This is a genomic window from Paucibacter sediminis, from assembly GCF_030254645.1.
GTDB lineage: Bacteria > Pseudomonadota > Gammaproteobacteria > Burkholderiales > Burkholderiaceae_C > Paucibacter_B > Paucibacter_B sediminis.
Window position 1 is genome coordinate 447963 of record NZ_CP116346.1, and the last position, 17790, is coordinate 465752.

General features: G+C 67.0%; 18 protein-coding genes and 1 tRNA gene. 11 read left to right on the forward strand and 8 right to left on the reverse strand.

The features are described 5' to 3' along the window. Positions 1 to 7 precede the first annotated feature (7 nt). The 3 genes from PFX98_RS02085 to PFX98_RS02095 all read right to left on the reverse strand — a co-directional run bounded on the left by PFX98_RS02085 (position 8) and on the right by PFX98_RS02095 (position 3072). On the reverse strand, positions 8 to 454 hold the full coding sequence (locus PFX98_RS02085) for a DUF2147 domain-containing protein (protein WP_285233518.1): 447 nt from the start codon (positions 452 to 454) through the stop codon (positions 8 to 10). Positions 455 to 516: 62 nt separating this feature from the next. Further along, a complete protein-coding gene (locus tag PFX98_RS02090) occupies positions 517 to 2307 on the reverse strand; it encodes an acyl-CoA dehydrogenase C-terminal domain-containing protein (RefSeq protein WP_285233519.1) in 1791 nt (596 codons plus the stop codon). Positions 2308 to 2343: 36 nt separating this feature from the next. Continuing rightward, positions 2344 to 3072 (reverse strand): TetR/AcrR family transcriptional regulator, encoded by a 729-nt coding sequence (locus PFX98_RS02095; protein ID WP_425334653.1) that lies wholly within the window; start codon positions 3070 to 3072, stop codon positions 2344 to 2346. Positions 3073 to 3581: 509 nt separating this feature from the next. On the opposite strand from PFX98_RS02095, the gene PFX98_RS02100 reads away from it, so the two are divergent. Both PFX98_RS02100 and PFX98_RS02105 read left to right on the forward strand, forming a co-directional pair. Continuing rightward, positions 3582 to 4139 carry an HNH endonuclease gene (locus PFX98_RS02100; protein ID WP_285233520.1) on the forward strand — a complete coding sequence of 186 codons (558 nt, stop codon included), beginning with the start codon at positions 3582 to 3584 and terminating at the stop codon, positions 4137 to 4139. A gap of 108 nt (positions 4140 to 4247) precedes the next feature. After that, complete coding sequence (locus PFX98_RS02105) at positions 4248 to 4721, forward strand: outer membrane lipoprotein (RefSeq protein ID WP_285233521.1); 474 nt, start codon at positions 4248 to 4250, stop codon at positions 4719 to 4721. A 188-nt stretch (positions 4722 to 4909) separates the two neighbouring features. Here the strand turns inward: PFX98_RS02105 and PFX98_RS02110 are convergent, their stop codons facing one another. After that, complete coding sequence (locus PFX98_RS02110) at positions 4910 to 5161, reverse strand: hypothetical protein (protein ID WP_285233522.1); 252 nt, start codon at positions 5159 to 5161, stop codon at positions 4910 to 4912. A 543-nt stretch (positions 5162 to 5704) separates the two neighbouring features. Continuing rightward, a complete protein-coding gene (gene hrcA, locus PFX98_RS02115; protein ID WP_285233523.1) occupies positions 5705 to 6724 on the reverse strand; it encodes a heat-inducible transcriptional repressor HrcA in 1020 nt (339 codons plus the stop codon). Between the two features lie 69 nt (positions 6725 to 6793). Here hrcA and PFX98_RS02120 point away from each other — a divergent pair, with 69 nt between their 5' ends. From PFX98_RS02120 to rapZ, 3 genes are read left to right on the forward strand one after another with little or no spacing between them, the layout of a single operon-like run. After that, positions 6794 to 7669, forward strand: a complete 876-nt coding sequence (locus PFX98_RS02120; RefSeq protein ID WP_285233524.1) for an NAD kinase — start codon at positions 6794 to 6796, stop codon at positions 7667 to 7669. Continuing rightward, positions 7670 to 9361: a DNA repair protein RecN gene (recN, locus tag PFX98_RS02125; protein ID WP_285233525.1), complete on the forward strand. Its 1692-nt coding sequence runs from the start codon at positions 7670 to 7672 to the stop codon at positions 9359 to 9361. After that, positions 9358 to 10269: an RNase adapter RapZ gene (gene rapZ, locus PFX98_RS02130; protein ID WP_285233526.1), complete on the forward strand. Its 912-nt coding sequence runs from the start codon at positions 9358 to 9360 to the stop codon at positions 10267 to 10269. The genes recN and rapZ overlap by 4 nt, the downstream gene beginning before the upstream one ends. Here the strand turns inward: rapZ and PFX98_RS02135 are convergent, their stop codons facing one another. From PFX98_RS02135 to mutM, 3 genes are read right to left on the reverse strand one after another with little or no spacing between them, the layout of a single operon-like run. Beyond that, the gene (locus PFX98_RS02135; RefSeq protein WP_285233527.1) at positions 10270 to 10578 is read right to left on the reverse strand and encodes a hypothetical protein; all 309 of its coding nucleotides are present in this window, start codon (positions 10576 to 10578) and stop codon (positions 10270 to 10272) included. A 50-nt stretch (positions 10579 to 10628) separates the two neighbouring features. Further along, positions 10629 to 11681 (reverse strand): A/G-specific adenine glycosylase, encoded by a 1053-nt coding sequence (mutY, locus tag PFX98_RS02140; protein WP_285233528.1) that lies wholly within the window; start codon positions 11679 to 11681, stop codon positions 10629 to 10631. 36 nt (positions 11682 to 11717) lie between these two features. Then, positions 11718 to 12533: a bifunctional DNA-formamidopyrimidine glycosylase/DNA-(apurinic or apyrimidinic site) lyase gene (gene mutM, locus PFX98_RS02145; protein WP_285233529.1), complete on the reverse strand. Its 816-nt coding sequence runs from the start codon at positions 12531 to 12533 to the stop codon at positions 11718 to 11720. A gap of 86 nt (positions 12534 to 12619) precedes the next feature. On the opposite strand from mutM, the gene PFX98_RS02150 reads away from it, so the two are divergent. From PFX98_RS02150 to PFX98_RS02175, 6 genes are all read left to right on the forward strand, one after another. Then, a complete protein-coding gene (locus tag PFX98_RS02150; protein WP_285233530.1) occupies positions 12620 to 14395 on the forward strand; it encodes a tetratricopeptide repeat protein in 1776 nt (591 codons plus the stop codon). After that, complete coding sequence (locus tag PFX98_RS02155) at positions 14392 to 14937, forward strand: outer membrane lipoprotein LolB (protein WP_285233531.1); 546 nt, start codon at positions 14392 to 14394, stop codon at positions 14935 to 14937. The genes PFX98_RS02150 and PFX98_RS02155 overlap by 4 nt, the downstream gene beginning before the upstream one ends. Positions 14938 to 14946: 9 nt before the next feature. Next, entirely contained in the window at positions 14947 to 15873 is a 927-nt protein-coding gene (ispE, locus tag PFX98_RS02160; protein ID WP_285233532.1) for a 4-(cytidine 5'-diphospho)-2-C-methyl-D-erythritol kinase, read from the forward strand. A 40-nt stretch (positions 15874 to 15913) separates the two neighbouring features. Continuing rightward, positions 15914 to 15990: transfer RNA gene (locus PFX98_RS02165), tRNA-Gln, on the forward strand. Positions 15991 to 16063: 73 nt separating this feature from the next. Beyond that, positions 16064 to 17026: a ribose-phosphate pyrophosphokinase gene (locus tag PFX98_RS02170; RefSeq protein WP_285233533.1), complete on the forward strand. Its 963-nt coding sequence runs from the start codon at positions 16064 to 16066 to the stop codon at positions 17024 to 17026. A gap of 106 nt (positions 17027 to 17132) precedes the next feature. After that, positions 17133 to 17759, forward strand: coding sequence for a 50S ribosomal protein L25/general stress protein Ctc (locus PFX98_RS02175; RefSeq protein ID WP_285233534.1), 627 nt, complete (start codon positions 17133 to 17135; stop codon positions 17757 to 17759). Positions 17760 to 17790 lie beyond the last annotated feature (31 nt).

Here is a 17790-nt window from a genome sequence, read left to right on the forward strand (position 1 = left end):
CTAACGCTTACTCGACGCGCACCCAGGTCTGGGTGCGGTAGAAGAAGCCGATATAGCCGCGCATCTCCAGCTTCTTGCCACCATCGATGGGCTTGAGCCGGGTCTTGTAGGACTTGCCGTTGTTGGGGTCGAGGATCTCGCCCCCCACCCAATGCAGCTTGTCGTCGTTGTCTTGCTTGACCCCACGGATGATCTGCAGGCCCACCACGGGCTTGTCCTTGCGGTCATCGCTGCACTTGTCGCACTTCGAATCGGCCTTGCTGGCATCGAAGATCTTCTCGATGGTGCCGGTCAGCACGCCGCCGGTCTCGCTGATGCGCACCAGCGACTTCTCGGTCTTGCCATCGTCGTCGATGGTCTTCCACAGGCCCACCGGGCTGGACTGCTGTGCCTGCGCCAGGCCGGCGGCAAGACTCAGGGCGGCGGCAGCGACGGTCAACAAGGCTTTCTTCATGGGGTCGGTCTCCTGAATGTTGTGAGGCCCGCCTCTGACGGGCGGGCCTGGGGGCGGGATGCTTAGAACAGCGCTTCTTCCATCTCCATCAGCGGCTGCAGACCGGCACGCGCGGTACGGATCAGCGAGGCGGTCTCAGGCAGCAGCTTCGCAAAATAGAAGCGCGCCGTCGAGAGCTTGGCGGTGTAGAAGGGATCGCCGCCGTCCTTCTTCTCCAGCGCCAGCTTGGCCATGCGGGCCCAGAAGTAGGCAAAGGTCAGGTGACCCACCACGCGCAGGTAGTCCACCGCGGCGGCGCCCACCTCGTCGGGGTTCTGGAAGGCCTTAATGCCGATCTCGGTGGTCAGCTTGGTGACCTTGTCGCCGATGTCGGCCAGCGGATTGATGAACTCCTGCATCGCCTCGTTGGTGCCCTCTTCCTCGACGAAGGCGGCGATCTTCTTGCCGAAGGCCTTGAGCTTCTTGCCGTTGTCGCCCAGCACCTTGCGGCCCAGCAGATCCAGCGACTGGATGGTGTTGGTGCCCTCGTAAATCATGTTGATGCGGGCATCGCGCACGAACTGCTCCATGCCCCACTCATGGATGAAGCCATGGCCGCCGAAGACCTGCATGCAATGCGAGGTGGCGATCCAGCCGTTGTCGGTCAGGAAGGCCTTGATGATGGGCGTCAGCAGCGCCACTTCGTCTTCGCATTCCTTGCGCTCGTCCTCGTCGTCCGAGGACAGCGCCTTGTCCAGCTGCAGCGCCACATAGGTGGCGAGCGCACGGCCGCCCTCGGCATAGGCGCGGGCCGTCAGCAGCATCTTGCGCACGTCGGGGTGCACGATGATGGGGTCGGCGGCCTTGTCGAGCGCCTTGGGGCCGGACAGGGCGCGCATCTGGATGCGGTCCTTGGCATAGGCCACGGCGTTCTGGTAGGCCACCTCGGTCAGGCCCAGGGACTGGTTGCCCACGCCCAGGCGCGCCGCATTCATCATCACGAACATCGCGGCCAGGCCCTTGTTGGGCTGGCCCACCATGGTGCCCACGGCGCCGTCCAGCACGATCTGCGCGGTGGCATTGCCATGGATGCCCATCTTGTGCTCCAGGCCGCCGCAGTACACGCCGTTGCGCGAGCCCAGCGAGCCGTCGGCGTTCACATTGAACTTGGGCACGATGAAGAGCGAGATGCCCTTGGAGCCCTGCGGTGCGTCCGGCAGACGGGCCAGCACCAGGTGCACGATGTTGGCGGCCAGGTCATGCTCGCCGGCCGAGATGAAGATCTTCTGGCCGGTGATCTTGTACGTGCCGTCGGCCTGCGGTTCGGCCTTGGAGCGCAGCAGGCCCAGGTCGGTGCCGCAATGCGGCTCGGTCAGGCACATGGTGCCGGTCCACTCGCCGCTGGTCAGCTTGGGCAGGTAGATGCTCTTCTGCTCGGGCGTGCCATGGGCGTGCAGGGCCTCGTAGGCGCCGTGGCTCAGGCCGGGATACATGGTCCAGGCCTGGTTGGCCGAGTTCATCATCTCGTACATGCACTGGTTGATCATCACCGGCAGGCCCTGACCGCCGTACTCGGGGTCGCAAGAGAGAGCCGGCCAGCCGCCTTCCACGTACTTGGCGTAGGCTTCCTTGAAGCCCTTGGGTGCGGTGACCTCGTGGGTGGTCTTGTCGAGCACACAGCCCTCGGCGTCGCCGCTCAGGTTGATCGGCGTGATGACCTCGGAGCAGAACTTGCCGCCCTCTTCCAGCACCGCGTTGATGGTGTCTTCGTCGATGTCGGCATGCTTGGGGCAAAGCTTCAACTCGTCGACGACGTGCAGCAGTTCGTGCATCACGAACTTCATGTCGCGCAGGGGCGGGTTGTACTGAGGCATGTGGAGCTCCTGAGGTGGGCTTGTAGTAATGAGAGATCAGGGCCGCTTCTTGATGGCTGCGGCGGCTGACTTGGGGCTGTGCTCGCGATCGGCCTTGAGGCCGGCCGGCGTGGCATAGGACTGGATGGCGCGCTCGAAGCCCGCCTCGGCGCGCCCGATGGCGCCCGGGCTGCGCATGAAGCGCGCGTCGTGATGCAGGGAGAGGATCAGGCCGTGCAACTCGAACAGGATCTGCTCGACATCGGCATCCGGCTTCAGGTGGCCGACCTCCTTGGCCAGCACGATGGCGCGGTGCAGGGCGGCATGCCAGGCCTTCACCATCGAGACCAGGGCGTCGCGCACCGGGCCAGGCCGGTCGTCGAACTCGACCGCGCCGCTGATATAGATGCAGCCCGAATCGATCTCCACCGACACGCGCCGCACCCAGCGCTCGTAGAGCGCGCGCAGGCGCGGCAGGCCGCGGGCCTCGCGGATCGCGGTGAAGAAGACCTCTTCCTCGAACTTGGCGTGATACTCGCGCACCACCGCGATCTGCAGTTCCTCGCGCGAGCCGAAATGGGCGAACACGCCCGACTTGCTCATCTTGGTGACGTCGGCCAAGGCGCCGATCGACAGGCCTTCCAGGCCCATGTGCGAGGCCAGGCCTAATGCGGCTTCAAGAATCGCGGCGCGCGTCTGCTGGCCTTTTTGCAGCGAACGCACGGCACGGCGCGGCGCCACTGCTTTCGCAGCGGTCCGGGCGCTGGGGTCTGGCGTAGCGGTCAAGGCAGGTCCTGGGAGTTTTGGGGCGTCCGCATAATAAAACGAACGATCGTTCTATTTTTGCCCAAAAGCCAAGTCTGACAAGCCGGGTTTTGCCGCAACTTCTAGGGGAAGCCGCCTAGAACCGCACGCTTGCCTAGGACCTGTTAACACTACGCCGATGGGCCGCGAAGGCTCGCCTCAGCGGGCCAAGCTAGGCGCAGCGCTGGCCCGCACTCGCGTGCGGGCCAGCGTTGCAACGACGCGTGGCCCGCCGAGACGAGCCTTCCCGCAGGGTTGGGGCCAGAAAGGCCGCAGGCCGCGTTGCAAATCCTCGCCGGGTGTCCAACCCGGCTGCGGTTTGCGCCTTGCCTGAGGCCTTTCTGGCCGACAACGCGACCCATTGGCGTAGTGTTAACAGGCCCTAGGCCGCCATGGCGCGTCGCGGCCCGGGCACAAAGCGCCCACCCCCGCGCGCCAGGCTTGAGTTAGCGCGCACTAATGCAGTACGCTGCGGGCAGGAGGTCAACGCTGTGGATGTTCTGCAACTTGATATCTCGGGCAGACCGCAAGCCTGGATCACGACCAAGGAAGCCGCCGTGATCTATGCCAGCGACGGTGTGGCCTGGACGCTTGGCGACCCCTGCCATGTCTTGCGCGGCGGCCTGCAGCGCCGCACCGGCATGCAATCGCGCATCGAAGTGCACCCCATCATCGCGGTACGCGGTGCCGTGCCCTCGCGGGCCTGGCGCCAGGCGCCGGCCCTCTCCAACCCCAAGCTGTTCGCGCGCGACCGCTATGTCTGCGCCTACTGCGGCCACAGCCACCATCCCGACGACCTGACCCGCGAGCACATCATCCCCAGTTCGCGCGGCGGGCACGACACCTGGATGAATTGCATCACCGCCTGCAAGAGCTGCAACGGCCGCAAGGGCAACCGCATGCCCGAAGAGGCCCACATGAGCCTGCTATACCTGCCCTATGTGCCGAGCCTGCACGAGGACATGATTCTGCGCGGGCGCCGCATCCTGGCCGACCAGATGGAGTTCCTGCTCGCCAGCGTGCCCAGGTCCAGCCGCCTGCATGCCTGAGCTCAGTTCGGGCATGACCGAGGTCATGGCCGCCGGTAAAGACTTGTAATCCGGTCAACGCCGAAGCCCACGGCGACGTTGGTCTTCCACGACTTATCCGGAGGAACCATGCCCATCAAGAAACTGATCGTCGCCGCCACCGTGGCAGCCCTGGCCGCCTGCTCGACCACCAGCCCCGACGTGGTGCAACGCGGCGACGCCCAGCGCATGTCCCAGGTGCAGGACGCGACCATTCTCTCGATCCGCCCGGTCACCGTGGACGGCAGCCAGAGCGGCGCCGGTGCCGTCACCGGCGGTGTGATCGGTGCCGTGGCCGGCTCCAGCGTCGGCGGCCGCCGCGAGGGCCAGATCGTCGGCGTGCTGGGCGCCGTGGCCGGTGCCGTGATCGGCAACGCCGTGGAACGCAACGCCACCCGCGAAGAAGCGGTGGAGATCCTGCTGCAGCTGCGCAATGGCGAGCGCCGCTCGGTGGTGCAAGCCAAGGCCGGCGAAACCCTGCTGCCCGGCGACGCCGTGGTACTGGTGACCACCGGCGGCAAGACGCGCGTGACGCGGGCGCCGGCACCGGCGCCAGCGCGCTGATCGCCCGATTGATCGATCGCTCTCAAGCAAGAAGGGCTTGGCAAATTCGCCAAGCCCTTTTTTTTGGTCCTGTGCAAATCGCTCGCGCATGGCTCACCTGGTGAGCCATCTGCTGGCGATATTGGCTGGCATGGCCTCGACGACTGGGGCGTGAATGTCCAACTCGTGGAGCAAAAAAGTTGAATGACTCAGCTACGCCGAAGCAAATCGGCAGATACGAAGACCTTTGTGAAACCTTGTTGCGGCATACCGATGCGGTCGCCTGCATCGTCATCGTGACCGACGGCAACAAGGGCAGCGGCACGTCGTTCTCTATGCGAGACGGCGCTGACAGGAGAGCCCTGCTCTTGAATCACGCGGATCAAATGGAATTCATTGCGGCCGAGATGCGCAGACGGGCTGGCACGATTCTTGTGAACTAAGGCGGCGGCTGTGGTCATGCCAGCTCCTTCGCGTTGCGGTTGCCGGTGAGGCAATTGCAACTTCGTCGACAGGCCGCCGTCTATCCAAAGCCCTCGGCGTTCGCGGGACTCTGAACCCACACACCCGCCAGCCTGACAACCCACGCCGCTTCGCATGTATCAAGTGGTAGGCCGTGCAGGACTTGAACCTGCGACCAAAGGATTCCGGTTTGTGCCCATTTCTGGACTCCCTGGACTATGCCTTCGCCATGAGCCTTGCAGCCTGTAGGCGGGCGCCGTCTAGTCTCTACACCTTCCCCTTTCAGGGCTTGGCTCGGCATTGCCTTGCACCCTTGCGGGCCGTCAGGTTTCACCGACTTTGACGCCATTCACTCGGGCGCTTTCGCCTCCCGGTGCACAACTTTCGCTATGAGTCCTCTGCTCTAACCAACTGAGCTAACGGCCCACTGATACAACATCTTCTGTTTCCACTCAGGGCGCCCTCTCACCAACTGAGTTGACTGCCCTGCGCATCCCGGCCGGCGCCAGGAGCGCGGATTGTATAGGGCAGTTGGCTGCGCCCTACTTCTGCGACAGCGCGTTGCTGACCATGCGCGAGGTGATGTCGACGATCTGGATCATGCGGTCGTAGGCCATGCGGGTGGGGCCGATCACGCCCAGGGTGCCCACCACCTGGCCATCCACCTCGTAGGGCGCGGAGACGATGGAGAGCTCCTCGAAGGGCACGACCTGGCTCTCGCCGCCGATATAGATGCGCACGCCCTCGGCGCGGCTGGAGACGTCGAGCAGGCGCATCAGCTGGGTCTTCTGCTCGAACATCTCGAACAGGCGCCGCAGGCTGCCCATGTCGTTGTTGAAGTCCTGCACGGTGAGCAGATTGCGCTCGCCGGAGATCACCACGCGCTCTTCCTCATGCTCCAGCGCCTCGGTGCCGACCTGCACGGCGGTATTCATCAGCAGGCCGATCTCGCCCTTCAGCGCATCCACTTCGCTCCTCAGGCGCTCGCGCACCGCCTCCAGGGTGAGGCCGGCGTAATGGGCGTTGAGGCGGTTGCTGGCCTCGGCCAGCTCGGCCTGGCTGAGGTCCTGCGCGGTGAAGATCACGCGGTTCTGCACATCGCCGTCGGGCGAGACCATGATCACCAGCACGCGCCGCTCGCCCAGGCGCAGGAACTCGATGTGGTGGAACACGCTGGGCTTGCGCGGCGCGGTGACCACGCCGACAAAGCTCGACAGGCTGGACAGCAGATGCGCGGCGCTGGCGATCACGCGCTGCGGCTGGTCGGGCTGCAACTGCGTCTCGATGGGCCGCGCGTCCGCGCCCAGCAGGGCCGGCTGCGCCGTCAGCATGGTGTCGACGAAGAGGCGATAGCCGCGCGCGGTGGGAATGCGGCCGGCACTGGTGTGCGGGCTGGCGATCAGGCCCAGTTCCTCCAGATCAGCCATCACATTGCGTATGGTCGCGGGCGAGAGCTCCAGGCCCGAGGCCTTGGACAGCGTGCGCGAACCCACGGGCTGACCGTCCGCGATATAGCGTTCGACCAGGGTTTTCAGCAGTGATTTGGAGCGCTCGTCGAGCATGGTTTTCATTGTACGGACAGGCCCGCCATGTTCCGCAAGTCGTCGCAACCCTGTGGTGTAATTCTGCGCATGGCCAAGCGATTCCGTCATGTGGCGTTAGTGGGCAAGCACCAGGCCAGGGGCATACGCCCTGTGCTTGAGGAGATTGCCGAGTTCGTGGCCGGCCTCGGCCTGGAAGTCTCGCTGGAGCGCGAGACCGCCCTGAACACCGGCATCACCGCCTTCGATGCCCTCTCCAACGACGAATTAGGCCGCGAGTGCGATCTGGCCATCGTCGTCGGTGGCGACGGCACCATGCTGGGCTTTGCCCGCGAGATGGCAAGACATGGCACCCCGCTGGTGGGCATCAACCAGGGCCGGCTCGGGTTCATCACCGACATCTCGATCGAGCGCTTTCGCGAGGCGCTCGAGCCCATCCTGGCCGGCACCTACGAAAAAGAGCAGCGCGCCATGCTGGAGGGCGCGGTCTGGCGCGATGAGCGCATCATCTTCGAGGGCCTGGCCCTCAACGACGTGGTGGTGAGCCGCGGCGCCACCGCCTCGATGGTGGAACTGCGCGTGGACGTGGGCGACGAGTTCGTGGCCAATCTGCGCGCCGACGGCGTGATCGTCGCCTCGCCCACCGGCTCCACCGCCTATTCGCTGTCGGCCGGCGGGCCCATCCTGCACCCCAGCATCGGCGGCTGGGTGCTGGTGCCGATCGCCTCGCACACGCTCTCCAACCGCCCCATCGTGCTGCCCGACCTGGGCGAGATCCGGCTGGAGATCGTGGCCGGCCGCGATGCCAGCGTGAATTTCGACATGCAGAGCCTGGCCAGCCTGTTGCACGGCGACCGCATCACCGTGCGGCGCTCCAAGCACAAGGTCTGCTTCCTGCATCCGACCGGCTGGAGTTATTACGCCACGCTGCGCCGCAAGCTGCGCTGGTACGAAGGGGTGAGTTGAATGCTGCGGCGCCTGAACCTGCGCGATTTCGTGATCGTGCCCGAACTTGAACTCGACTTCAGCAACGGCTTTGCGGTGCTCACCGGCGAGACCGGCGCCGGCAAGTCCATCCTGATCGACGCCCTGCAGCTCGCGCTGGGCAGCCGCGGCGATGCCGGCGTGGTGCGCGAGGGCGCGGCGCGGGCCGAGATCACGGCCGAGTTCGACCGCCCCGCCTCGCTGCACGACTGGCTCACCGAGGCCGGCTTTGACGGCGACGACGATTGCCTGCTGCTGCGCCGCGTCATCGACGCGCAGGGCAAGAGCCGCGCCTGGATCAATGGCAGCGCCGCCACGGTGGCGCAGCTGCGCGAGCTGGCCGACAGCCTGCTCGACATCCATGGCCAGCATGCCTGGCAAGGCCTGACCCGCGCGCCCGCGGTGCGCGCCCTGCTGGACGGTTATGCCGGCATAGAAACCGCGCTGGTCACCAAGACATACGCCGACTGGAAGCAGGCGAGCGAAGGCCTGGAGGCGGCGCAGGCGCGCCAGGGCGAGCTGGCGCGCGAGCATGAACGCCTGAGCTGGCAGATCGGCGAGCTCGATCGCCTGGCGCCCGGCGCCGATGAATGGGATGAGCTGAACGGTGAACACCAGCGGCTCTCGCATGCGCAGTCGCTGATGGATGCCGCGCGCAAGGCGCTCGAAGCCCTCAGCGAGGCCGAGCTCAATGCCGAGGGCCTGACGCAGCGCGCGCTGGACGATCTGCAGGACGTGCTGGCCTACGACGCCCGCCTGCAACCCGCCGTCGAGGCCTTGCAGGGCGTGCAGACGCAGCTGCAGGATGCCACGCACACGCTCAGCGCCTATCTGCACGGTGCCGACATGGAGCCCGAGCGCTTGCAGGAGCTGGACGAACGCCTCTCCGCCTGGGTGGCGCTGGCGCGCCGCTACCGGCGCCAGCCGGCCGAGCTGCCGGCCCTGCTGCGGGAATGGAAGCAGGAGCTTGCGGCGCTGGACGCTGCCAGCGATCTGGCCGCCCTGCAGGCCGCGCTGGAGCGGACGCGCCAGGCCTATGAACAGGAAGCGCGGCGCCTCAGCACCGCACGCGCCAAGGCGGCGCCGCAGCTCGCGGCCGCCGTCACCCAGGCCATGCAGCTGCTGGGCATGGCCGGCGGCAGTTTCGAGATCGCCCTGCTCAAGCAGGAACAACCGCAGAGCTTCGGCCTGGAGTCGGCCGAATTCCTGGTGGCCGGACACGCCGGCAGCACGCCGCGGCCGCTGGCCAAGGTGGCCTCGGGCGGCGAACTCTCGCGCATCGCGCTGGCGATCGCCGTCACCACCTGCCAGCAGCAGGACAGCGGCGCCGGCACCCTGATCTTTGATGAGATCGATGCCGGCGTGGGCGGCGCCGTGGCCGAGACCGTGGGCCGGCTGATGAAGCAGCTGGGGCGCGAGCGCCAGGTGCTGGCCGTCACCCACCTGCCCCAGGTGGCCGCCTGCGCCGACCAGCATTTCGTCGTCTCCAAGGCCCTGCGCGCCGGCGTCACCTGCAGCGATGTGCAGCCGGTGCATGGTGAAGCGCGCGTGGCGGAGATCGCCCGCATGCTGGGCGGCGAGCGCCTCTCGTCCACCAGCATTGCCCATGCGCAGGAGATGCTGGATCTCTCCAACTCCGGCGCGGCAGCGCGCAGCAAAAAGGCCAGGTCATGAGCAGCAATAGCAAGCGGGGGGCCGAGGCCAAGCCAGCGCCGCAAAGCGATGTGGTGCTGGTCACGGGCGTGTCGGGCGGCGGCAAGTCCATCGCCATGCATGCGCTGGAGGACGCCGGTTTCTTCTGCGTGGACAACCTGCCGCCCGAGCTGCTGCTGGAATTCCTGACGCTGGAAAAGCAGCGCGGCAAGCGCCGCGTCGCGATCGCGGTGGACGTGCGCAGCGCCGGCTCGCTGCCGCATCTGCTGCCTCTCATCAAGCAGCTGCGCACCGAGGGCGTGGGCCTGCGCTCGATCTTCCTGGACGCCAATACCGACACCCTGATGCGGCGCTTCTCCGAAACGCGCCGCCCGCATCCGCTGCGCCAGGCCCAGCAGGACGGCGAGGATGCGCACCGCATCCTGCTGGACGCGATCGAGCTGGAGCGCGAGCTGCTGGCGGCGCTGCGCGTGGAGTCAACGGTGATCGACACCAGCCAGCTGCGGCCCGCGCAATTGCGCGCCTGGGTGCGCGATCTGGTGGTGGTGAGCGGCACCTCGCTGACCCTGGTGTTCGAATCCTTCGCCTTCAAGCATGGCGTGCCCAGCGATGCCGATTTCGTCTTCGACGTGCGCGTGCTGCCCAACCCCTATTACGACCGCGAGCTGCGTCCGCTGACCGGCCGCGATGCGCCGGTGGCCGAGTATCTGGAGGCCCAGCCCGAGGTGCGCCTGATGCTGGGCCAGATCGGCGCCTTCATCTCGCAATGGCTGCCCAATTTCGCGGCCGACCAGCGCAGCTACCTGACCGTGGCGATCGGCTGCACCGGCGGCCAGCACCGCTCGGTCTATCTGGTGGAGACGCTGTCCAAGCAGTTCGCCTATCACGGCCAGGTGCTCAAGCGGCACCGCGAGCTGGACGCGAAGTAATCAGCCCGCCTGCTCGTCCTGCAGCAGCAGGACCATGGCCACCACCGAGACCACCGGAAACAGGATCACCATGCCCAGCAGCCAGGGCAGCACGCGGCGGCCGGCATGCTTGAGGGCCACGCCCACGAAGCTGATATGGGCGATCACGCAAACCGCCAGACCCAGGCCCCACAGGGTAGCCTTGGCACCGTCGACCTCGTCCATATTGGCCGCCGAGATCAGAAACCACAGGCAGGTGGCGCCCGCGAGGGCCGCCACCACGGCCGATTCGATCGCGCTCTTGACGGCGGGCTTGGCAGTGCTGTGCATGGTGTGGGGTCGGCTGTCGAGGGGGGCAAGCATACGCCATCCATCCGCCATCAATCCAGCAGGCGCTTGAGCGGCGCCGGCAACGCATAACTGGCCAGGCGCTCGCGCGCCACCCAGACGCCGCCGCTCAACTCGGGCGCAGGCCCCGCCACCTCAGCGCGGCGCGGATGCAGCACCCAATCCAGATGCGTCAGCGCGTGCTGGATCACCGGCAGCACCTCGGCGCTGGCGCCCAGGCCGGCAAGTCCGTCCAACTGCCGCTGCAGCGCGGCCTCGTCGTCGAACAGCGGCAGGGTCCACAGCCCCGCCCAGACACCCGTGGCCGGGCGCTGCTCGAGCCAGATGCGGCCCTCATGCTCCAGCCACAACCACCAGTTCTCGCGCCGGCTGCGCTTGAGCTTGCGCGTCTTGATGGGCAGGCGCTGCGGCTCGCCCTGGGCGCGCGCCAGGCACAGCTCGCTCACCGGGCACAGCAGGCATTGCGGCGTGCGCACGCTGCACAGGCTGGCGCCCAGATCCATCAGGCCCTGGGTATAGCTGGGCATGTCGGCACTGGCGGGCAGCAGCTCGCCGGCCCGCTGCCACAGCAGCTTTTCCTGCGCCGCGCTGGCCAGGTCGCCGTCGAAGGCCAGCAGCCTGGACAGCACGCGCTTGACGTTGCCGTCCAGGATGGCGACGCGCTCGCCAAAGCAGAACGAGGCCACCGCGGCGGCGGTGGAGCGGCCGATGCCGGGCAGGGTCTGCAGGAGTTCGGCGCTGCGCGGAAACTCGCCGCCATGCATCTCGCAGACGGCCTGGGCGCAGCGGTGCAGATTGCGTGCGCGGCTGTAATAGCCCAGGCCCGCCCACAAGGTCAGCACCTCGTCCAGCGGCGCCGCGGCCAGCTCGCGCACGCTCGGGAAGCTGGCGAGAAAGCGCTGGTAATAGCCCAGCACCGTGCCCACCTGGGTCTGCTGCAACATGATCTCGGACAGCCAGACGCGGTAGGGATCGCGTGTGTTCTGCCAGGGCAGCGCGTTGCGCCCATGGCTGCGCTGCCAGGCCACCAGGGTGGGGGCGAACAGGGCTTGGATCTCGGCGGGGCTGGGCTCTTCTTCTCTCATGCGCGGCGCATGCTAACGCGTGAATCAGCGGTTGAATCAGCGTTTTTGGCAGGACGGGCAGTAATAGGTCGAGCGCTGCCCCTGCACGATGCGGCGTATCGGCGTGCCGCAGACCAGGCAGGGCTCGCCCTCGCGGCCGTAGACCTGGGCCTGCATCTGGAAGCTGCCGGCCACGCCATGCGCGTCCTTGAAGTCGCGCAACGTCGTGCCCCCGGCCTCCACCGCCTGCGCCAGGATCTCGCGCACCGCCAGGGCCAGGCGGCCGGCACGCGGCCGGCTCAGGCGCTGCGCCTGCAGGCGCGGATCGATACCGGCGCGGAACAGGGCCTCGCAGGCGTAGATATTGCCGGCGCCCACCACGATGTCGCCCGCCAGCAGGGCCTGCTTGATGGCCACGCGCCGGCCGCTCAGGCCGGCATGCAGATGCGCGCCATCGAAGCGCGCGTCGAAGGGCTCCAGCCCCAGGCCGGCAAGCAGCTTGGCGGCCGGGTCGGCATCCAGGGCATCCGACCAGACCACCGCACCGAAGCGGCGCGGATCCGTCAGGCGCAGGCTGCCGCGGTCGGTGAGCAATTCAAAATGGTCATGCGGCCCGGCCGGCGGCGCATGCTCCCGGAAGGCCAGCGAGCCCGACATGCCCAGATGCAGCAGCAAGCCGCCCGGCTCCAGCGGCAGCCAGAGGTATTTGCCGCGCCGCCGCACCTCGCCCACGCGGCGCCCCACCAGACTTTGCGGCGTAACGCCCAGCGGCCAGCGCAGCGGCTTGCCCAGCCTGAGTTCGAGCACGCGGGCTCCGGCAATGGCGTCGGCAAAGCTGCGGCGCGTGACTTCGACTTCGGGCAATTCAGGCATGACTCATGATACGAGCGACGCCTTGCCTAGAATGACTGCAGGGCCAGCTCGCACGGGCTGGCCCATTCGTTCTCCAGGAGCCCCGCATGCCCGCCTCGAATCGCCGCCCGCCCGCCAAACCGCTGTGGGCGCCGGCCATCCTGTCCGTCCTGATGGGCTGCGCCGCTCCGGCCTGGGCCGCCAGCGAGGCCGACTCCGCACCGGCCGTGATCAGCAATTCGGCGATGGATGCGCCGCTGTTCTACCAGCTGCTGATCGGCGAGCTGGAGCTCAATGCCGGACAGGCCGGCACCGCCTACCAGGTGCTGCTGGACGCGGCGCGCCGCACCCAGGACCAGGCCCTGTTCAAGCGCGTGGTGAGCATTGCCCTGCAGGCACGCGCCGGCGAACAGGCACTGATCGCCGCCAAGGCATGGCGCGATGCCTCGCCCGATTCCATCGACGCCCATCAATCGCTGCTGCAGCTGCTGGCCCTGCTCAACAAGCCGGCGGAGGCTGCCGCGCCGCTGAAATCGCTGCTGGCCCTGACGCCGGCCGCGCAGCGCGGCGCGGTGCTGGCATCGCTGCCCCAGCTGTTCCAGCGCGCGCCCGAGCCCAAGCAGGTGCTGGCAGGCCTCAAGCCGACGCTGCAGGAGGCGGCCCAACAGCCCGACACCCGCATGATGGGCATGCTGGTGCTGGCCAAGCTGGAGCAGGTGGCCGATGAGGTCGACGGTGCGATGGCGCTGACCCGCAGCGCCGCCAGTGAATTCCCCGACGCCGAGGAGCCGCTGATCCTGGCCCTGGACCTGATGGGGCAGCGCGCCGAGGCCGAGACGCTGATCAGGTCGGCCCTGCAGGCCAAGCCCGACAACCACGGCCTGCGCCAGGCCTACGGCCGCGCCCTGGCGCGCGCCCAGCGCCCGGCCGATGCCGCACGCGAGTTCCGCCTGCTGACCGAGCAGATGCCCGACAACCCCTCGTCCTGGCTGGCGCTGGGTTCGCTGGAGCTGGAGCTGGGCCATGCCGAGGCGGCCGACGGCGCGCTGCGCAGCTTTCTGAAACGGCTGGAGGGCGACAAGGCGGCCGAGCCCGAGCTCAGCGATGCCGGCAAGGATGCGCGCCAGCAGGCCTGGCTGCTGCTGGCCCACGCGGCCGAGATGCGTGGCGAGCTGAAGGCGGCCGAGGCCTGGCTGCTGCGCGTGGATGCGCCGCAGCGCCAGATGGAAACCCAGCTGCGCCGCGCCTCGCTGCTGGCGCGGCAGGGCAAGCTGGCGCAGGCGCGCCAGCTCATCCAGGCCCTGCCCGGCGAACGCGAACAAGATCTGCGCGCCAAGCTGCTGGCCGAGGCCCAACTGCTGCGCGATGCGCGTGAATGGGCGCCGGCGCTGGACGTGCTGAGCAAGGCCAGCGAGCGCTTCCCGGACGATGCCGATCTGATCTACGAGCGCTCGATGATGGCCGAGAAGCTGGGGCGCACCGCGGAGATGGAAGCGCTGCTGCGCAAGGTGATCGAACTGCGCCCCAGCCACTACCACGCCTACAACGCGCTGGGCTATTCGCTCGCCGATCGCAAGGAGCGCCTGCCCGAGGCACGCGAGCTGATCGCCAAGGCGCTCAGCTTCGCGCCGCAGGAGCCCTTCATCGTCGACAGCATGGGCTGGGTGGAGTACCGCATGGGCAAGCTCGACGAGGCCGAGCGTCTGCTGCGCCAGGCCTATGGCTCGCGCCCCGACGCCGAGATTGCCGCCCACCTGGGTGAGGTGCTGTGGGCGGCAGGCCAGCGCGACGAAGCCAAGCGCATCTGGGCCGAGGGCAGCAAGCGCGACCCCAAGAACGAAGCCCTGCGCGAGACCATGCAGCGCCTCAAAGCCAAGCCATGAGGCGTGCACTCGCGCTTTGCGCCTGCATGGCCCTGGCGGCCTGCGTCAGCGTGCCGCCGCAACCGCAGCCCTATCAGGCCCAGGCCGAGGATCTGCGCCTGAGCGGCCGCCTGAGCGTGCAGGTGGCGGCACTCAACGGCGCCCGCGCCCAGGGCGGTAATGCCGGCTTCGAGCTGCAGGGCTCGGCCAAGGCCGGGCAACTGGAACTCAGCACCCCGCTGGGCAGCCTGCTGGCGCGCGCGCGCTGGAGCGGCAGCGAGGTGCTGCTGCAGACCCCCAGCGATGAACGCCGCTTCGACGATCTCGACGCCCTCACCCGCGAGCTGCTGGGCGAGGCCATTCCCATCGCCGCCATGTTCGACTGGCTGATGGGCCGCCCCTGGCCGCAGGCCGCGCACCTGCGCAGGCCCGGCGACGAGGCCGGCTTTCGGCAACTGGGCTGGGAGGTGGACCTGAGCCGCTACGAGGAGGGCCTGATCCTGGCCAGGCGCAGCACCGAACCCGAGGCCACGCTGCGCGTGCGCCTCGACCCCAAACCCTGACACGCTGCCATGCAAGCGCTCTACGACGTCCCGGCCCCGGCCAAGCTCAATCTCTTTCTGCATGTGGTGGGCAAGCGGCCCGACGGCTATCACCTGCTCGAATCGGTCTTCGCGCTGATCGACTGGGCCGACACCCTGCACTTCGAGAAGCGCAGCGATGGCCAGCTGCTGCGCCATGACCGGGGCGACGCCCTGCCCGCCGACGACCTCTGCCTGCGCGCCGCGCGCGCCCTGCAGCGCGAGAGCGGCTGCGCGCTGGGCGCCGACATCCATATCGAGAAGCGCCTACCCGCCGGTGCCGGCATGGGCGGCGGCTCCTCGGATGCCGCCTCCACCCTGCTGGCGCTGAACCGGCTCTGGGGCCTGCACTGGCCGCGCGCGCGCCTGCTTCCGCTCGGTCTCAGCCTGGGTGCCGATGTGCCCTTCTTCCTGGGCGGCAGCAACGCCTTTGTCGAGGGCGTGGGCGAAATCCTGCACCCCATCGCACTGCCCGCCCAGACCCTGGCGGTGCTGAAACCGGCCACGAGCATAGGCACCAAGGAAATATTTTCGTCGCCGCTCTTGCAGAGATCAAAAAGCGTGGCTATAGTAGCGGGCTTTCCTGCACACAATAGCAGCGAAGACAAAACGAGGTCCGACTGGCTTGCCAGCGTGATTCAAGGTTGGGGTCGCAACGATTTGCAAGCCGCCGCCGAGCATCACAGTACCGAAGTGAGTCAGGCGCTGCGACTGCTGCAAGACCGCTTCGGCAACAGCCGGATGACGGGCTCGGGCAGTGCGGTGTTTGCCAGAGTGTCAGGGGAGAAAGCATCACAAGATGCAGGCATGTCGAACCAGGCCATGGCGACAAATCTGGAGGATCTTCCTCCGGGATGGCTCGGAAAAATATGCCGCAGTTTGGATGTTCATCCGCTTCGCGAATGGACTGAAGACTGAGTAAAGTTATGGGGTGCTGCAGCTCTGCAGTGTCCTGTGTAGGGGAGTCGCCAAGTTGGTTAAGGCATCGGATTTTGATTCCGACATGCGAAGGTTCGAATCCTTCTTCCCCTGCCAAATTTCTTTTCCACCTCCGGGGCCTTGGCGCCCCGCTCGGCTGGCCAAAGGCCACTGACTCAAAGGATGGCCTGTGCTGCTCAATACCGTCCTCTTCACCGGTAACGCGAACCCGGTCCTCTCCCAAGAAATTGCCACCCATCTGGGCGTGGACCTCGGCAAGGCCGTGGTCGGTCGCTTCTCCGATGGCGAGGTGACGGTCGAGATCCAGCAGAACGTGCGTGCCCGCGACGTGTTCGTGATCCAGCCGACCTGCGCGCCGACCAACGAGAACCTGATGGAACTGCTCATCATGGTCGATGCCTTGAAGCGTGCCAGCGCACGCCGCATCACCGCGGTGATCCCCTACTTCGGCTACGCCCGCCAAGACCGCCGCCCGCGCTCCACGCGCGTGCCGATCTCGGCCAAGGTGGTGGCCAATCTGCTGGAGACCGTGGGCGTCGAGCGCGTGCTCACCATGGACCTGCACGCCGACCAGATCCAGGGCTTCTTCGACATCCCGGTCGACAACATCTACGCCTCGCCGGTGCTGCTGTCGGACCTGAAGGCCCGCAACTATTCCAACCTGGTGGTGGTGAGCCCCGACGTCGGCGGCGTGGTGCGCGCCCGCGCCCTGGCCAAGCAGCTGGGCTGCGACCTGGCCATCATCGACAAGCGCCGCCCCGCGGCCAATGTCTCCGAAGTGATGCATGTGATCGGCGAAATCGACGGCCGCAACTGCGTCATCATGGACGACATGATCGACACCGCCGGCACGCTGGTGAAGGCTGCCGAGGTGCTGAAGGACCGCGGCGCCAAGAGCGTGTTTGCCTATTGCACCCACCCCATCCTGTCCGGCCCGGCGATCGAGCGCATTTCCGGTTCGCACCTGGACGAGGTGGTGATCAGCAACACCATTCCCCTATCCGACGCGGCCAAGGCCTGCGGCAAGATCCGCCAGCTGTCGGTGGCCTTCCTGTTCGCCGAGACCATCCGCCGCATTTCGGACGGTGAGTCGGTGACCTCCTTGTTCTCGGAGCAGAACAACAACTTCTAAGACATTGGCGCCAGGCCCTCACGGGCGCGGCGTGATGAGCCGTGATCGCAAGATCACATTCCTTGAGCACCTGGTCGCGGGTGCTCTATCCATTTTGGAGAACCATATGAAATTCACCGCTTTCGAGCGCAAGCTGCAGGGGACCGGAGCGAGCCGCCGCCTGCGTATCTCGGGCAAGGTGCCTGCCATTGTGTACGGCGCTGGCGAACCCGCCACCATCGAGCTGGACCACAACGCGCTGTTCCACGCCATGAAGAAGGAAGCCTTCCACAGCTCCATCCTCGAGATGGAACTGAACGGCGCCGTCTCGCAAGTGCTGCTGCGTGATTACCAGATGCACCCCTACAAGCCGCAAGTCCTGCACGTGGACTTCCAGCGCGTGGACAGCACCACCAAGATCACCAAGAAGGTGCCCCTGCACTTCGTGGGCGAAGAGAACTCGCCGGCCGTCAAGCTGGACCACTGCACCGTCAACCACGTTGTGACGCAGCTGGAAATCACCTGCCTGGCCCAGCAGCTGCCCGAGTTCATCGAAGTGGACCTGAGCGGCCTGACCAAGGGTCATTCGGTGCACGTGAACGACATCAAGCTGGCCGACCACATCAAGGTCAAGGTCCACGGCAAGCCCAACCCCGTGATCGCCACGCCGGTTGAGCCGGTAGCCGAAGAGGTCATCGTGGTCGCCGCCGCTCCTGCCGACGACGGCAAGGGCAAGAAGAAGGGCAAGAAGTAATTCCTGCTTCAGCCTCATCCAAAGGCACGAA

Coding starts and splice junctions, on each gene's coding strand:
- PFX98_RS02135 (WP_285233527.1), bottom strand. CDS start 10,578: ATGCACAGCACTGCCAAGCCCGCCGTCAAGAGCGCGATCGAATCGGCC.
- PFX98_RS02175 (WP_285233534.1), top strand. CDS start 17,133: ATGAAATTCACCGCTTTCGAGCGCAAGCTGCAGGGGACCGGAGCGAGC.
- PFX98_RS02150 (WP_285233530.1), top strand. CDS start 12,620: ATGCCCGCCTCGAATCGCCGCCCGCCCGCCAAACCGCTGTGGGCGCCG.
- PFX98_RS02085 (WP_285233518.1), bottom strand. CDS start 454: ATGAAGAAAGCCTTGTTGACCGTCGCTGCCGCCGCCCTGAGTCTTGCC.
- mutM (WP_285233529.1), bottom strand. CDS start 12,533: ATGCCTGAATTGCCCGAAGTCGAAGTCACGCGCCGCAGCTTTGCCGAC.
- ispE (WP_285233532.1), top strand. CDS start 14,947: ATGCAAGCGCTCTACGACGTCCCGGCCCCGGCCAAGCTCAATCTCTTT.
- rapZ (WP_285233526.1), top strand. CDS start 9,358: ATGAGCAGCAATAGCAAGCGGGGGGCCGAGGCCAAGCCAGCGCCGCAA.
- mutY (WP_285233528.1), bottom strand. CDS start 11,681: ATGAGAGAAGAAGAGCCCAGCCCCGCCGAGATCCAAGCCCTGTTCGCC.
- PFX98_RS02120 (WP_285233524.1), top strand. CDS start 6,794: ATGGCCAAGCGATTCCGTCATGTGGCGTTAGTGGGCAAGCACCAGGCC.
- hrcA (WP_285233523.1), bottom strand. CDS start 6,724: ATGCTCGACGAGCGCTCCAAATCACTGCTGAAAACCCTGGTCGAACGC.
- PFX98_RS02105 (WP_285233521.1), top strand. CDS start 4,248: ATGCCCATCAAGAAACTGATCGTCGCCGCCACCGTGGCAGCCCTGGCC.
- PFX98_RS02155 (WP_285233531.1), top strand. CDS start 14,392: ATGAGGCGTGCACTCGCGCTTTGCGCCTGCATGGCCCTGGCGGCCTGC.
- recN (WP_285233525.1), top strand. CDS start 7,670: ATGCTGCGGCGCCTGAACCTGCGCGATTTCGTGATCGTGCCCGAACTT.
- PFX98_RS02090 (WP_285233519.1), bottom strand. CDS start 2,307: ATGCCTCAGTACAACCCGCCCCTGCGCGACATGAAGTTCGTGATGCAC.
- PFX98_RS02110 (WP_285233522.1), bottom strand. CDS start 5,161: ATGACCACAGCCGCCGCCTTAGTTCACAAGAATCGTGCCAGCCCGTCT.